Source organism: Succinivibrio dextrinosolvens DSM 3072 (genome assembly GCF_900167015.1).
GTDB classification, from domain to species: domain Bacteria; phylum Pseudomonadota; class Gammaproteobacteria; order Enterobacterales; family Succinivibrionaceae; genus Succinivibrio; species Succinivibrio dextrinosolvens.
The window spans coordinates 44,433-59,517 of the sequence record NZ_FUXX01000004.1 but is presented as its reverse complement, the minus strand read 5'-3'; the positions used below and the strand labels follow the sequence as shown (position 1 = coordinate 59,517).

Genomic DNA, 15,085 nt, shown 5'->3' with positions numbered 1-15,085 from the left:
ATTAGGATTCTCTCTCTTTGTACAGTGAATTCTTAGTAATATACTCAATAATTCCCTTATCAAGATATTTTAGTGAATATGGAAATTTATCGGCATAATCAAACAACTCTTTCTTATGTTTATCGTTTTTATAAAATTCGTCAAATTCTAGCCTTATTTTACTAGAACTTACATCATTAAAGCATTCTTTTAATAAAAAGCAGTTGCCTTTTTCTTCGTTAAGTTTCTGTGAAAAGTCATCTGAATCCTCATAAACAGCATGAGATTTTAGATAATCTTTTACAGGAGGATTAGCTTCCTCGATGGAATATCCTTTTCTTCCAATAACAACAATATTGCATTTTTCTGTTATAGAAAGTCCGTTTCTCCACTTATCAAGATAGATAAGTGAATCCATTCCCATACAGAAAAATACGTATGCCTTCGGATAAAGATTCCTAATCTTATCAATCAGATCAATGGTGTAATGAGGTACATTCGGATCACTTTCAATATCACTGATTTCAAGATCATCATACTGGCATGCAAGAATTTCGAGCATTTTCCTGCGATGTTCAAATCCTACATGGCAGGTATTCTTATGTGGAGGCTGAGCGTTAGGAACAATAATGAACTTATCCAGCGATAGTCTGTTCTTAATATACTCGGCAATTCTGATGTGGTCATTATGAGGAGGATTGAAGCTTCCCCCTAGCACGCCTATCTTTTTAATATTCTGGATCATTACAGTTTTTTTAACTCTCGTACAGATGATGTATACACTGATACAGCCATGTTCTGAAGTGACTGGTAGGCTTTCTTATCGTCAAATTCCTGAAGATACTTTGCTGCCTGAGCAAGTTCTGATACAAGATATTCATAAAAATCATCTGGCATGGTTGAAGCCGCTTTTATAAGAACATCACTTGTTGATGGCAGTACGATTCCGTTTGATTTAAAAAATGCAGAGCGTTCTTTAAAATTACGAGATCTCAGAATCTGTGAATTCTCAGGCTCTTTAAGTTTTCTTATTACCCAGAGCATTTTGTCAAAATTAGATACCACCATAGATAGTATCTGTGTTCTGTTAGAGTTTGTCTGACATAATGAGGCAAGAATATTTAATGCTCGAATTGTATTAGGAGCCAGGACTGCCTCTGAAAATTCAAATCCGGTGTATCTGCTGCTAGATTCCAGATAAGCCTTGGCAGTATCTAGATCAATTACTTCTTTTCCGGAAATTTTTGCGATGGAGAAGAACTGATCTACAGCCACAAGATTGCCTTCGCAGCATAACGACAGGAAAGTCACCACATCAGCGTCAATTTTGAGGCCATGCTTCTGAGCTTGATTCATTATCCATGTATTGAACTGTATTCCCGATGGAGCATAGAGAATTTCATTGATTCCTCCAATGTCCATAAGAAATGCCAGAACATGCTTAAGTTTTGTTTCAACAGAACTTTGTCCGCGGAATTTATCGGTATATTTTTCTGGCGCAGTTGGCAGAGTTGTTTTCTTGATACGAGGAATTTCAACAACTGTAACTACACCTGGACGAGATCTTTTGGCTAAAAGCTGTAGAACCTGTACGGTAGTTGAGTTGATAGAATCAAGATAAATCTTGATAATGCGGTCTCCACCGAAAAGACCAGGATCGATAAGTTCGTTTTCAAGTCTTGCAAGATTAGCAGTTGCTCCTGATGAGAAGTCGTTATTTGTGAAGAGCATGAATTCAGCTTCAGGTAGCTCTTTTCTGGCCATCTGAATCAACATTGAACTCTTTTCGTTCTTCAAGAAAGGCTCATCACTTGAAATAACGTATACCGGTGCTAATGCCATATCTAATCCGCTGAAATAATTCCTGATTATCAGACTCTTTGTTTAGAGGTGATTTTAGCAGAAACTTTGAAAACAAAAGTCAGCATTAAGCTGACTTTCGAAAAGATCTGAAAAAGTGAAAGCTCTTATTTTGAGGAAGATCCCTTTTTGATGAATCCTTCTTCAGTTAAATCATCTGGAGCTTCATTTACCATCTTAATCTTTGCTTTTGGTAACTCATATTTCTTCTCTGGATTCAGAACTCTAAGTCCGTTATTAAGCTCTGAAAGTGCAACGGAATCTGAATCGATTTCTTCCTGAGTCTGCTGTGCCTTAAGAGCATCAAGCAGTGTCATAGAAGGAGAATTATCAATGTAAACCTCATTATTATCCTCATCTTTTGCAAGAACCAGCTGTGCTGGAGTTACTTTTGATGAATCCGGATCTGACTGCTTGCCCAGATAGTTGATTCTTCTTATCATCTGGTCTGACAGCTCTTCAAGACTTTCCTCTAGAAGGATTCTTCTCTCATTGGCACTTGCAAGAGAGTTATCACCTTTATTTAGAGTTAGTCTGCTGATACCGTTTCTGATAATAATTGGCTTACTATGGTTAGGAACTTTCAGGATGGCAGAGGTTGTAACCACCATATTGTATTCCTTTGCAGAACCAAAAGCATTTACGGATACAATTGGTAAACTTACCTGAGGAGCTGCAATTTCAAGAGTAGGAACATTATCACGGCCCTTAAAGTCACGATTAGCTGTTCCCTGATAGTTTACTTTTACACCTCTAACCTGAAGTTTCTGCACAACCAGCTTGTAGAACTGGTTGTGATACGCTCCTGTAACATCTATTTCAGTAAGACTCGATCCAAGTCTGTTTTGATTAGGAATATGAAAACCACAGGCACTAAGTCCCAATAGCATTACTCCAACAGCAAAGACCTTAAATCTCATCTATTACTTCCTTAGTTGTTAGACAGCAACAATGTTAACTAATCTACCCTTAACGTAGATAGTCTTCTTGATTTCTTTACCCTCAGTGAATTTCTGAGTTTCTGGTGCTGCTTTTGCCTTTGCAATAACAGACTCTTCATCCTCATTTGGATTGATGCTGATCTTTGCACGAACCTTACCGTTGATCTGAACTACAACAGTAATCTCGTCCTCTTTTAGAGCATCCTTATCAGCAACAGGCCAGGTTTCAGTATCGATCTCGGTAGTATTGCCAAGCATTGACCATAACTTGAAGCAGATATGAGGAACGATTGGGTAAAGCATGATAATAACGTTATTATATACTTCATAACGAACTGCAAGAGAAGCTTCATCTGTTCCTGTGCACTTGTTAGCAAGGTTCAGTAACTCCATGATAGCTGCGATTGCAGTATTGAAGGTCTGTCTGCGTCCGATATCATCGGTAACCTTCTCAATTGTTACGTGAAGTTCATGTCTTAGCTTCTTAAGCTCAGGAGTTAACTTGTTCTTATCAAGAGTAGGCTTAGCACCTGCATTAACAAGATCCTGTACCTGAGACCAAAGCTTACGAAGGAATCTCTGAGAACCTTCAACACCTGACTGTCTCCACTCAAGGGTAAGTTCAGCTGGAGAAGCGAACAGCATGAACAGACGAACAGTATCAGCACCGTACATCTTAACCATGTACTCAGGATCGATACCATTAGCCTTTGACTTGGACATCTTAATCATGCCTTCGTGGTGCAGCTGGTGACCTTCCTTGTCCACTGCTGAGATGATATTACCCTTTTCATCACGGGTAGGGAATGCATCAAGTGGGTTTACCCAGTTCTTAACACCCTTATCATCCAGATAGTAGTATGCGTCAGCCAGAACCATACCCTGACATAGCAGACGCTTGAATGGCTCGTCGTACTTAACCATTCCTGCATCTCTTAGAAGCTTGAAGAAGAAGCGTGAATACAGCAGGTGAAGAACAGCGTGCTCAATACCGCCGATGTACTGATCAACTGGTAGCCAGTAGTTAGCTGCATCCTTGTCGAACATTTCCTTTTCATCACGTGGAGAGCAGTATCTTGCAAAGTACCATGATGACTCCATGAAGGTATCGAAGGTATCGGTTTCACGAGTTGCACTCTTTCCTTCATAGGTGGTCTTGTACCATTTCTCGTCTGTCTTTAGAGGAGAAATTACACCGTTAATCTTTACGTCATAAGGTAGTTCAACTGGCAGATTCTCATCCTTCTCAGGAACAACTTCACCAGTCTCATCAATAGTCAGCATTGGAATTGGTGCACCCCAGTAACGCTGACGTGAAATACCCCAGTCACGCAGTCTGTAATTAACCTTGCGTTCAGCACAGCCCATGCTCTCAAGCTTGTCAGCAATTGCCTTGAATGCTTCTTCAAAGTTCATGCCGTCAAATTCACCAGAGTGGCATGCAATACCGTGTTCAACGAATGCGTGCTCTGACAGATCAGGATCTCCTGATTCCTTAGATTCTTTGATTACAGGGATGATTTCAATGCCGTATTTCTTAGCGAACTCATAATCACGCTGATCGTGACCTGGTACAGACATAACTGCGCCAGTACCGTAATCCATGATAACGAAGTTAGCAACATAGATAGGTACCTTTCTTCCTGTAATAGGGTGAATTGCATAGAGACCTGTTGCCATACCTTTCTTTTCCATGGTGGCAAGATCTGCTTCTGCGAATTTCTGAGTGCGGCATTCCTGACAGAAAGCTTCAAGCTCAGGATTTGTTTCACAACACTTCTTAACCAGTGGGTGGTTAGCTGAAATTGAAATATAGGTAATACCCATGAAGGTATCTGGACGAGTGGTGTATACGGTAAAGGTATCATCACTGCCGTCAACTTTGAAAGTGATATTCAGACCTTCAGAACGACCGATCCAGTTCTTCTGCATGGTGCGAACACGCTCTGGCCATCCATCAAGCTTATCTAAATCATTTAAAAGCTCTTCTGCATATGCAGTGATCTTCAGGTACCACTGAGGAATTTCCTTGATCTCTACCTTTGCACCGCATCTCCAGCAGCAGCCGTCTTCAACCTGCTCGTTAGCAAGAACGGTGTTGTCTACAGGACACCAGTTAACTGAAGAAACCTTCTTGTATACAAGACCTTTCTTGTAAAGTTCTCCGAAGAACTTCTGCTCCCACTTATAGTATTCTGGTCTGCAGGTTGCAACTTCACGAGCCCAGTCATATGAAAGACCTAGTGACTTTAACTGGCCTTTCATGTAGGAAATGTTTTCATAGGTCCAGTCTCCTGGCTGCTTATTGTTTTTGATTGCAGCGTTTTCTGCAGGAAGACCGAATGCGTCCCAGCCGATAGGAGCAAGAACGTTTTTACCTAATAAGCGGTTAAATCTTGCAATAACGTCACCTAGAGCATAGTTTCTAACATGACCTAAATGTAATCTGCCTGATGGATAAGGGAACATAACAAGGCAGTAGTATTTCTCTTTGTTTTTATCTTCTGTTGCATGGAAAGTCTGATGTTCTTCCCAGTATTTCTGTACTTCAGGCTCAATTTCCTGAGGATTGTAGGCAACTTTATTGTCAGCCATGGACTAAGTGCTCCAAGTTAAAATTTAAAATCTGTTCAAATTAAAAATAATCATATATTTTGCCACATTTACGCCGGATTTTGACGTATGCCCTAGAAAAAAAATAAAATAAAGTTTATGGAAAAGGCGGATTTGAGGCTGTGATTTGCTACTTTGTATATAAGAAAGGTGAGCTATTATGGTGAAAAATTGGTGCTAGAAAAGAATAAGAATAACTGGAAGCAGCAGAGTAATAGCCAAAAGCAGATCTCTGTAGAAGGTCTTCTTGAATTTTGTTTTTGGATTAACTTTGTAGTTATAGTGGCTGTAAGCCCATAGAAAGGCCCAGAACCACACTGCCAGAATCACAAATTCAACAATCATTCCTGTTTTAGACAATTTGGAAAATCTTCCCTGTAAATATTTATTAATGAATATCGTTATAAAAGCAGGGTAGATTATATACAATTTTTTTTAAGAAACATATTTTTTCGAATAATCTAACAATAGTCCGAAAGTTTGATCTGTGTTAAAATTGCACCGCGGTACCGAGTATATATAGTGCCAAAACGTTTTTACATTGCTTTTATTTTCTGGCGATAATTTAATTCAGTTTTAGTAAATTTTAAAACTGATTAATAATGAGACAATCATGTTTAAGAAATTAGCTTTAGCTTTAGCTCTTTTTTCCACTGTTACAGCAGCAAATGCAACCAACGTATACAATCTTAATGGTAACCGGGTAGTAGGTGAGGAGAAAATCTATCAGATTGATCCTAACGGAATTACTACCCTTGAATATGTTGCGGCTGAGTATCATTTAGGTCTTTCCAATATGATTGAGGCTAATCCAGAGGTTGATCCTATTGTTCCTCTGAAAGGTCTTAATCTTGTTGTTCCAACAAAGCTGATCCTTCCTGATACAGTTCATGAGGGCATTATTGTTAATTCTGCCGAAATGCGCCTGTACTACTACAACAAGGGCAGAGTAGAAGTTTATCCAATCGGTATCGGTCAGATCGGTAAGGGCACTCCTTTAGCATGGACTACAAAGGTTGAGCGTAAAAAGGCTGAACCAACCTGGACCCCAACAGCTGCAATGCGAGCTGAATATGCTGCTGAGGGTGAGTATCTTCCTCCTGTAGTACCAGCCGGTCCAGATAATCCAATGGGCCTTTACGCTATGTATGTAGGCAAGCTTTACGCTATTCATGGTACAAATGCTGATTTTGGTATTGGTCTGCGTGTAAGTCATGGCTGTGTTCGTTTACGTAACGAGGATAACGAGGAGTTATTCCATAAGGTTGCAGTTGGCACCAGAGTTCAGTTTATTAACGAACCTATCAAGTTTGCTGAAGAACCAAATGGTGATCTTTATATTGAGGTTCATCAGCCATTATCGAGAAGTCAGTCTGAATTTGACAATTTTGATGCAAATGTTCCTTTCTCATTTACAAAGTCTCAACTAGAATTCTTTAAGGATCCTCGTATTGATCAGGATATTCTGCAGAGAGCTCTTCATGAAAGAACCGGCAGACCTGTGTTGCTAAATCCAGTTGAATTCTAGAGATTTAAGTGTTTGATGTTAAAACTGTAATTGCAATAGTTTTATCGGGTCTGATGTGCCAGCATCAGGCCTTGGCTAGTACTGACTCTTCAAAAAATTTTGACCAGCCCTCGGGGCTCTATTACCACAACGATATACACAGACTTTTCTCTGATCTTAAAGAGTCAGATAAGATTTTTACAAGCAGAAATTCTCTGTTTAAACCTTACGTTGTGACTGAAGACAGTGAAATCAGTGATTTGTTTTCAAGAAGAGCAAAAGGAGTAGATGCCCCTTCTCAAAAGGGTGAACTGGAGTTTTCATCTTCAAAATATACATGGATAAATGCATCATCCATTTTAACTTTCCTCTTTAGAAATTACGTTTCTGATAATGAGCCTTTTAGTGTTCCGTTTGTAGCAAGCACAGATCCTGATAGAAGTTCCAGAGCATTTGATCTTCATTATGATGCTGCAAATCTGTGCTCAGGAATGGGATATTTTGAATCGAATCTCAAGAATATTTGCGTTATTAATAATCGGCATGACTATGGTCTTGTAGAGATCAACTACAATAAGGATATTGGGGTATTCAGTTCAAAAAACAGAATAAAGCTGTTACCCGAAAACGGAATAAAAGAATCGCTGTCTCACAAGCTCTTTCTGACTTTTGCTTCTCTGATTGGCGTTTATTCTAACCATAATCATGAAGGCTTTAAAAATCCTCTTTCTACTTTTGATTACCATATAATCAGCAATAATAATTTTGTGACTGATAAGGTAAAGTTTTCGGATATTCAGAAGTCATGTGATTATGATTCCTATTCATCCTGTCATTTTAAATTTGTTGGTGTAAACACTGAAGCTCTGCTGGCTCCTGGAAAAAATACAAAGCCTCAGGCTGACTTTTATAAAACAGATAGATTCAGCATTCACTTTACAAAGAGTGGTGCACCTAAACTGAATTTAAGAAACAGCATTTTATCTGGCTCCTCATTTATTAATCATGGTTTTTATAATCAGGCAGAGCTGGAGCTGTTTAAGGATATCGGTTACAACATCAACACAAAAGATTTCTTCGGAACATCAATTTATAATTCAGGCACTCCTGAGCACAGGGGTAATTACAAAATTACAAAGTCTTTTACTGCATCAAATGGTGAAGTCAGACCATTCAATCAGGATAAAGCTTCTATCGTTCCTTTATCAACAGGTACTCACATATATGGAAGCTATAATGATGTAATTCAGTCTGCAATTATTGCTAGCCAGGGCTTTAGTAGTATTGGTATCAGAATTGAAGGATCTCGCAATACACTTTTAATTCCTAAAACAACGTCTGTTGTCGAAAATGGTGAGTCTTCATCAGGTATCGCTGTAACATACGGACGTGACAACAGTATAGATATTTGTGGAGATGTAGAGGCTAACGGAAAAGACGGTATTGCTTTAAACTTTGATTTCGGATCCAATGTGCTGTCTGATCTTAAAGAATATCGTGGCTCATACAAAAGAGTCCGTACCTACGACTATATCAAGAGAAAACTTCCTAAGGAGCAGGCAGAAGCCTACGATACTCCTAATATAATCAGAGGTCCTCTGGTATCAGCTCTTAATATCTCAGGAAAGGTTACCGGAAAGAAGTATTCTATATACATTGATGATTCTGCTCATGTACGGGATATCAATCTTACTGATAAGGCAAGGGTCGTTGGTGATATTGTTTCCAACTGGAATTACTACGTATCTCCTGATGGAAGGTCTCTATATTCAAAACCATATGATGTAAAGCTGTTAGCAGGAAAACTTCAGTTTGATTCTGTATATGGAGAGAATCTGAATATTCCTGCGTTTGTTAAGAAACTTTCAACAAATATCAATCTTGGTATCAAGAAGAAAAACAAAGTCAAGGAGTTTTCTTCGGATAACCTTGTTTCAGACAGTAAATCTCATATTCAGATTGCAGGAAACATTATAGGCAAGACCATTAATCTTCTAAGTTATGGTGGACTGAGTGATATTGAAGGTTCTATTAATGTTAATCGTCTGTACATAAAGGACTCTTCTGTATTTATTCATCCTGAGGCTGGAGCTAAGCCTTCGGTTGTTGATGTTCTGGATTTGAGCCGTGGAGGTCAACTTGATTTGACTGATGGTGGGTCACAGACATTTATTGTTAAAGACAAGGCAACAATTTCAAGTAATTCTGTTATCTGTATAGATGCTGAAAAAAATGGCTCTCTTTTAGATGCAATTAAGTTTGATGGTACCCTATATGCTCCTGATGGCGTTGTAAACTTTGAGCCTGGTATCTCTTACAACGATATAAAACGCTATTCCTCTGATCCTAAGGCATTACTTGATTTTATGAATAATTTCGTAAGACAGGCCAATGGAATGCTTTCAAAGTACAATGCCTATACAAAATTCCCTAAGCATATCTGGTATACACAGGGGAAAATGGGAAGAACCGTAAACTGTTCTCCTCGTGGATGCTACATTGGTGATTTTATTAACACATATAGTAATGCTTCTAAGCCTCTTCCAATGTGGCGTTACATTCTAAGTTTTGTCGGCTGTATCTTGTTACTTGGATTCTCAGTTGTTCTGATAAGAAAAACTGGTTCTGGTAGATTCGGTTAATCTATCTGCAGATAGTGATTTGATAGATAGCCTCTTTGATAACTGTATGTTTCAGAGAGGCTGTATTGTTTGTCTAAGGTCTGATAAGCTTGTTTAATGTTTCTTTGGAAGCATCATCTTTCTTCTTTAATCCGTAAATACCGAAGCCAAGCAGTATCAGCATAATAATGAACAAGGTAAAGGTGCCATATTTTGAATAGAATGTCTGGCCTTTAACTGGTGCGAACTGAACAGTCAGAACCCCTTCCTGATCCGGAGGAAGTCTGTCTACAACCTTTCCATTCTCATCGATGTAAGCTGTAATTCCGCTGTTAGTACAACGAAGCATTGGTTTTTGAAGTTCCATTGCTCTCATTCTTGCAATATTCAGATGCTGTTCCGGTGCCTGTGTAGGACCGAACCAGGAATCATTTGAAACCATAATGATACCGTTTGTCTCTGCAGAATCCATTGAGGATATTACCTCAGGGAAAATTGCTTCATAGCAGATTGCAGGAATGAACTTATTATCCCTAATTCTGACAGGAAGCTGGTCATCTGCTCCATAGCTGAATGAGGAATTAGGAATAACAAAGATAGAGCCTAATGGTCTTAGAAACTCCTCAAAAGGAACTATTTCTCCGAATGGAACAAGCTTTCTCTTCTGATAAGGAAGATCTTTTGCAAGATCTGCACTATTTCCAATACGAACAATAGAATTGTATAACTTATCCTGAACAGAGCTAAAAATTCCGGTTACAAGATCAGATTTTTCACTCTTGAATACAGTGTCTAAATCTCCGATCAGATCTGCAGATGAATAATAGTCTACTGGTAGAGCTGATTCTGACCAGACAACAATTTTTGAATTCTGAATCTTTGGTTTTGTCAGATTCCAGTATGTAGAGAAGATCTCGTTGGCACTTGCTGCATTGTTATGTACGGACTGTGTGATATTAGCCTGAACCAGAGATGCTGTGATAGTAGGGAGTTTTTCGACCTGAGGAAAGTTCTCCAGAAATAATCCTACCACAAGAATCATTGCTGCAATAGGAAGATATAGGAATTTTCTTAGAGCAGTAAGTGCAAGAGCTGCGCTTAAAACATAAAGGACTGTATTAATTCCTCTTACACCAATAAATGGAGCATAATTCTTAAGAGGTCCTTCTACACAGGAATAACCTGCATAAAGCCAAGGAAATCCTGTTAAGTAGTAGTAAATAATGTAGTCTGCAAGAATGAATGCAATAGGAACAAAGCACAACAGATAGACTGATTTCTTCTTTTGGGTAAAATAAAATACAACCATATTGAGAAATGCATATGGCGCTGCTACATAGGCGAATGAAAATCCAAAGATTATTATGTAGGATAATACTGCTGGAACCTGTCCAAAGCCTTCCATCACAAAGTTCAGCCATGTAAGTGATATTGTTCCATAGGTTCCGAAGAACAGTAGAGTTAAAAGAGCTACCTGAGGAACGAATTTACATGTATAAAGCTGCATCATGAAAAATACCAGTGCAATAACTGCAAAAGGCCATTTTTCAACTGGTGCAATAGAAAGACTCATGATTGCGCCTAGGACTATGGAAGAGACACACATTCCCAGGGGTGTTTTGACAATAGCTAATAACCTTTTTCCATCAAGCAGGGCTGATAGGATAAAGTATAATTTTATAAAAAACTGCATATTCCTGTTTCTTACTGTTCTGTTGCTGGAGGAGGTGTTACTTCAAGAAGGTGAACTCTTCTGTCGTTGGCCTCCAATACTTTGAATTCAAATCCTTCAATTGTCAGCTTCTCCCCTACGTTAGGGAATTTACCCAGCATATGAGTGGTTAGGCCTGCAATGGTGTCGACTTCTGCCAGTTCAGAAAAGTTGCACTTAAAGAACTCGTCGAATTCCTCGACTTCAGTAACACCGCTGACTATGTAGGATTTTCCTTCCTTTGATTTTACAATATGCTCTGAGTTTACTTCAGTGTCATATTCATCATCGATATCACCTACGATGACCTCAAGTACGTCTTCAATAGTTACAAGACCTGATACTCCGCCGAATTCATCTACGACAATTGCAATGTGAAAACGGTTCTGCTGGAATTCCTTCAGCATTGAGTTAACACGCTTTGCTTCTGGAACAATAATAGGGGAGCGTAGTATTGATTTAATTGATCCCCCTTCAAGTTCCTTTAGGCCGCATGCGTATGGAATTAAATCCTTTGCAAGAAGTACTCCTACAATGTGGTCCTTATCCTCTCCGATTACCGGATAACGTGAGTGGGCTGTCTTAAGTACTATTTTTGCAGCTTCTTCGATAGAGCTGTTAACGTGGATGGTAACAATCTCGTTGGCAGGGATCATCACGTCAGATACACGAAGTCTGTTGATATCGAAGATACCCTGAAGCATTTCTTCTGTATCTTCATCAATAACTTCATTCTCTGAAGCTTCTCTTATAACCTGTTCTAATTCATCCTGACTTGTTGGTTCAGTTTTTTTTGAAAAAATCTTTGATAAAAAAGAACTGTGTTCTTCGTCGTGAGTATCGGTCATAGTTTTTTCCAAATGTTTATTCTGTTACAGGTGTTTCTTTATTTAGAACTCATCATCTTTATAAGGATTTTCATAGCCAAGTTCAGCCATAGCCTTAACCTCTAGAGGCTCCATTTCCTTGGCATCTTCTTCTTCAATGTGGTCATAGCCTAAAAGATGCAGACAGCCGTGAACAATCAGATGAGCAAAATGTTCCTCAAGAGTTTTGTTCTGCTCCTTGCATTCTCTTTCTAAAACTTCTTTGCATACGACCAGATCTCCTAACAGAGGCAGATCTTCTATTCCCTCTGGTAATTCAAAAGGGAATGAAAGAATATTGGTTGGTCTGTCTACATGTCTGTATGTGGCATTCAGCTCATGAATCTCTTTTGAATCTACCATACGTATGGTAATTTCGCTGTCATTTGTTCTGCCACCTGTTTTAAGAGCAACAGTTGCCCATTTAGTCATGGTTTCAAGAGAAGGATAGCTCTCCAGTGCCTCATCTGTTGCAATCTGCAGATCAATTATTACTTTCATTAGCTACCTCTTTTTCGGAACGTTCTGTTCCGGTTAACTCTGTTTTACTGTTTTTATAGCCTGAATACTGCTGATGAGAACTGTCATGAGTTTTCTCGTACTCATCATAGGCATTAACAATGGCTGCTACTACAGGATGTCTTACAACATCTGATGACTCGAAGAATGTAAAACCAATCTCCTCAACAGACTTTAGAACTTCAATAGCATGCTTTAATCCAGATCTTACATTTCTAGGAAGGTCAATCTGACTTGGATCTCCGGTGATGACTGCATGAGAGTTAAAGCCGATACGTGTCAGGAACATTTTCATCTGTTCTACTGTAGTATTCTGAGCCTCATCTAGAATTATAAAAGAATCGTTTAGGGTTCTTCCTCTCATGTATGCCAATGGAGCAATTTCAATAATCTGTTTTTCGATCAGTTTCTCAACTTTCTCAAAACCAAGCATCTCAAAAAGAGCATCGTAAAGAGGTCTTAGATAAGGATCAACTTTCTGAGAAAGATCTCCTGGCAGGAATCCAAGCTTTTCTCCTGCCTCAATAGCTGGTCTTGTCAGAATGATACGTCTGATTTCATTTCTCTCAAGTGCATCAACAGCGGCAGCTACAGCCAGAAAGGTTTTTCCTGTTCCGGCAGGACCGATACCGAAGCTCACATCGTGAGATACTATCTTGTTGATATAGTCTGACTGATTTGAGGTTCTTGCTTTAATAAAGCCACGCTTTGTCTTAAAGTTATTGGCCTTTGCATACAGTGAATCAATAGATCCTTTTTCATGGTCTAAAGAATAATCTGTGTTGTCCTGCTCTAAAGAGGTTGTCTCTGTAATAGCAAGATGAACCATATCAGGTGTAACTTCAGAAGGCTTCTTTGAGCCTTTGATAGGAGTAGTATCAATATATAGAGACTTAATCAGCTTGTATGCTTTTTTCACATGGCCGGCTTTACCTTCCAGATGAAAATGAGCTCCGGAATAACTGATCTTTACGCCTAGTCTTTTTTCTATCTGTTTTAAATTTTCGTCTTCAGGTCCTACAAGATAGGCAATTCTATTTTTGTCATCAGGATCTAAAACAAAATCTTGTGTAATTGAGTTCATCACAATGCCTTACTTAGTTACCAGCTCACCCTTAAGTGTATGAGCTGCAACAGAAGTGATCTTTACATCAACCATCTGTCCTACAAGAGATAGAGGTCCCTTGAATACTACAATTCTTCCTGAGGATGCTCTGCTCTTGAGTTCATTCTCATCTTTTCTTGAGGTTCCCTCTACAAGGCATCTCTGGGTTGTTCCGACAAATGCCTGTGTATATTCAGATGCCAGTTCTTCAAGTCTCTGCTGAAGAATATAAAGTCTCTGCATCTTGGTTTCCTTTGAAACTGGATCCTCAAGTGTAGCAGCAGGGGTTCCTGGTCTTATTGAATAAACAAAAGAGAAACTCTGATCGAATTTTACTTCGTTTACAATTTTCATGGTTTCATTGAAGTCTTCATCGGTTTCACCTGGGAATCCAACAATGAAATCAGAGGATATATGTACAGTTGGACGTGCGGCTCTAATCTTTTTTATCAGCTCAACATACTGTTTTGCTGTATATCTTCTGTGCATAGCCTCTAAAATTCTATCTGAACCAGCCTGAATAGGTACATGAATACCGTCTGAGATTACAGGCAGATCCTTGATTGCCTCAATAATGTCATCTGTAAAGTCCATAGGATTTGAGGTAGTGAATCTGATTCTCTCAACTCCTGGAATAGCGGCAATTTCATATAGAAGGGTAGAGAATTTGCAGTCGGAGCCATCAGTATTTAGTCCATGATAGGAGTTAACGTTCTGTCCTAAAAGATGAATTTCCTTAACTCCGTTTGCAATATGTCCCACACACTCATCAATGATATCCTGAACTGGTCTGGACTGTTCCTCTCCACGGGTGTAAGGAACAATGCAGTATGTGCATTTGTTAGAGCATCCTTCCATAATGGTTACGAATGCTGAAGGACCTACTGCTCCCGCTTCTGGTAGATAGTCAAACTTGTCGATGGCATCAGCGGTTACGTCTACTACTGGTTTTCCTGAAGCAATGAATTCGCCAACCATCTTAGGCAGTCTGTGGATTGTTCTTGGTCCGAAAATAATATTGATGCTCTTATCCAGATCAAGAATCTGTTCTGCAAGCTCGGCTCCAACACATCCTCCAAGGGCAATAATGGTGTCGTTATTGATTTCACCTGTATGTCTCCAGGATGCAATCTGGTTGAATACCTTATCTTCTGCCTTTGCTCTAACTGCACAGGTTACAAGAATTATAATATTTGCCCCTTTTGGGGTAGAAGATTCTGCAAAACCAGAAGCTGTCATTAAATCTCTGATTCTTCCTCCGTCATATACATTCATTTGGCATCCCCAGACGTGTACATAGAAAGAACCTAATTGAAGTTTTGGCGCAGATAAGGTGGTTTGAATAGTAGTCATGATTTTTATT

The 15,085-nt window shown here is 39.1% G+C and carries 12 protein-coding genes; 2 read left to right on the top strand and 10 right to left on the bottom strand.

The window, feature by feature from the left end; genetic code table 11:
• Position 1: 1 nt before the first annotated feature.
• From nadD to B5D46_RS12010, 5 genes are all read right to left on the bottom strand, one after another.
• Positions 2-724 carry a nicotinate (nicotinamide) nucleotide adenylyltransferase gene (gene nadD / locus B5D46_RS02065; protein WP_078928004.1) on the bottom strand — a complete coding sequence of 241 codons (723 nt, stop codon included), beginning with the start codon at positions 722-724 and terminating at the stop codon, positions 2-4.
• Positions 724-1,821: a DNA polymerase III subunit delta gene (gene holA, locus B5D46_RS02060; protein ID WP_078928003.1), complete on the bottom strand. Its 1,098-nt coding sequence runs from the start codon at positions 1,819-1,821 to the stop codon at positions 724-726. Before holA ends, nadD begins: the two co-directional genes overlap by 1 nt.
• 125 nt (positions 1,822-1,946) lie before the next feature.
• Positions 1,947-2,759 (bottom strand): LPS-assembly lipoprotein LptE, encoded by an 813-nt coding sequence (locus B5D46_RS02055; protein ID WP_078928002.1) that lies wholly within the window; start codon positions 2,757-2,759, stop codon positions 1,947-1,949.
• A gap of 18 nt (positions 2,760-2,777) precedes the next feature.
• Positions 2,778-5,375, bottom strand: coding sequence for a leucine--tRNA ligase (gene leuS / locus B5D46_RS02050; RefSeq protein ID WP_031490934.1), 2,598 nt, complete (start codon positions 5,373-5,375; stop codon positions 2,778-2,780).
• A 195-nt stretch (positions 5,376-5,570) separates the two neighbouring features.
• Positions 5,571-5,753 (bottom strand): hypothetical protein, encoded by a 183-nt coding sequence (locus tag B5D46_RS12010; protein WP_143675587.1) that lies wholly within the window; start codon positions 5,751-5,753, stop codon positions 5,571-5,573.
• A 253-nt stretch (positions 5,754-6,006) separates the two neighbouring features.
• Between B5D46_RS12010 and B5D46_RS02045 the strand changes: the two genes are divergently transcribed.
• The gene (locus tag B5D46_RS02045) at positions 6,007-6,921 is read left to right on the top strand and encodes a L,D-transpeptidase family protein (RefSeq protein ID WP_078928001.1); all 915 of its coding nucleotides are present in this window, start codon (positions 6,007-6,009) and stop codon (positions 6,919-6,921) included.
• 8 nt (positions 6,922-6,929) lie between these two features.
• Complete coding sequence (locus B5D46_RS02040; protein ID WP_078928000.1) at positions 6,930-9,542, top strand: hypothetical protein; 2,613 nt, start codon at positions 6,930-6,932, stop codon at positions 9,540-9,542.
• Positions 9,543-9,615: 73 nt separating this feature from the next.
• On the opposite strand, the gene lnt is transcribed toward B5D46_RS02040, so the two are convergent.
• The 5 genes from lnt to miaB form a co-directional block, all read right to left on the bottom strand.
• Complete coding sequence (gene lnt, locus B5D46_RS02035) at positions 9,616-11,094, bottom strand: apolipoprotein N-acyltransferase (RefSeq protein WP_159442998.1); 1,479 nt, start codon at positions 11,092-11,094, stop codon at positions 9,616-9,618.
• 131 nt (positions 11,095-11,225) lie between these two features.
• Complete coding sequence (locus B5D46_RS02030; protein WP_031490930.1) at positions 11,226-12,080, bottom strand: HlyC/CorC family transporter; 855 nt, start codon at positions 12,078-12,080, stop codon at positions 11,226-11,228.
• Between the two features lie 42 nt (positions 12,081-12,122).
• The gene (ybeY, locus tag B5D46_RS02025; RefSeq protein ID WP_078927998.1) at positions 12,123-12,599 is read right to left on the bottom strand and encodes an rRNA maturation RNase YbeY; all 477 of its coding nucleotides are present in this window, start codon (positions 12,597-12,599) and stop codon (positions 12,123-12,125) included.
• Positions 12,583-13,701 carry a PhoH family protein gene (locus B5D46_RS02020; RefSeq protein ID WP_143675586.1) on the bottom strand — a complete coding sequence of 373 codons (1,119 nt, stop codon included), beginning with the start codon at positions 13,699-13,701 and terminating at the stop codon, positions 12,583-12,585. Before B5D46_RS02020 ends, ybeY begins: the two co-directional genes overlap by 17 nt.
• A gap of 9 nt (positions 13,702-13,710) precedes the next feature.
• Positions 13,711-15,075 carry a tRNA (N6-isopentenyl adenosine(37)-C2)-methylthiotransferase MiaB gene (gene miaB / locus B5D46_RS02015; RefSeq protein WP_078927996.1) on the bottom strand — a complete coding sequence of 455 codons (1,365 nt, stop codon included), beginning with the start codon at positions 15,073-15,075 and terminating at the stop codon, positions 13,711-13,713.
• Positions 15,076-15,085 lie beyond the last annotated feature (10 nt).

What these genes read in the sequence shown, in the direction of transcription:
- B5D46_RS02020 (WP_143675586.1), bottom strand. Translation starts at nt 13,701, where the DNA reads ATGAACTCAATTACACAAGATTTTGTTTTAGATCCTGATGACAAAAAT.
- B5D46_RS02030 (WP_031490930.1), bottom strand. Translation starts at nt 12,080, where the DNA reads ATGACCGATACTCACGACGAAGAACACAGTTCTTTTTTATCAAAGATT.
- B5D46_RS02045 (WP_078928001.1), top strand. Translation starts at nt 6,007, where the DNA reads ATGTTTAAGAAATTAGCTTTAGCTTTAGCTCTTTTTTCCACTGTTACA.
- holA (WP_078928003.1), bottom strand. Translation starts at nt 1,821, where the DNA reads ATGGCATTAGCACCGGTATACGTTATTTCAAGTGATGAGCCTTTCTTG.
- ybeY (WP_078927998.1), bottom strand. Translation starts at nt 12,599, where the DNA reads ATGAAAGTAATAATTGATCTGCAGATTGCAACAGATGAGGCACTGGAG.
- B5D46_RS02055 (WP_078928002.1), bottom strand. Translation starts at nt 2,759, where the DNA reads ATGAGATTTAAGGTCTTTGCTGTTGGAGTAATGCTATTGGGACTTAGT.
- miaB (WP_078927996.1), bottom strand. Translation starts at nt 15,075, where the DNA reads ATGACTACTATTCAAACCACCTTATCTGCGCCAAAACTTCAATTAGGT.
- lnt (WP_159442998.1), bottom strand. Translation starts at nt 11,094, where the DNA reads ATGAGTCTTTCTATTGCACCAGTTGAAAAATGGCCTTTTGCAGTTATT.
- leuS (WP_031490934.1), bottom strand. Translation starts at nt 5,375, where the DNA reads ATGGCTGACAATAAAGTTGCCTACAATCCTCAGGAAATTGAGCCTGAA.
- nadD (WP_078928004.1), bottom strand. Translation starts at nt 724, where the DNA reads ATGATCCAGAATATTAAAAAGATAGGCGTGCTAGGGGGAAGCTTCAAT.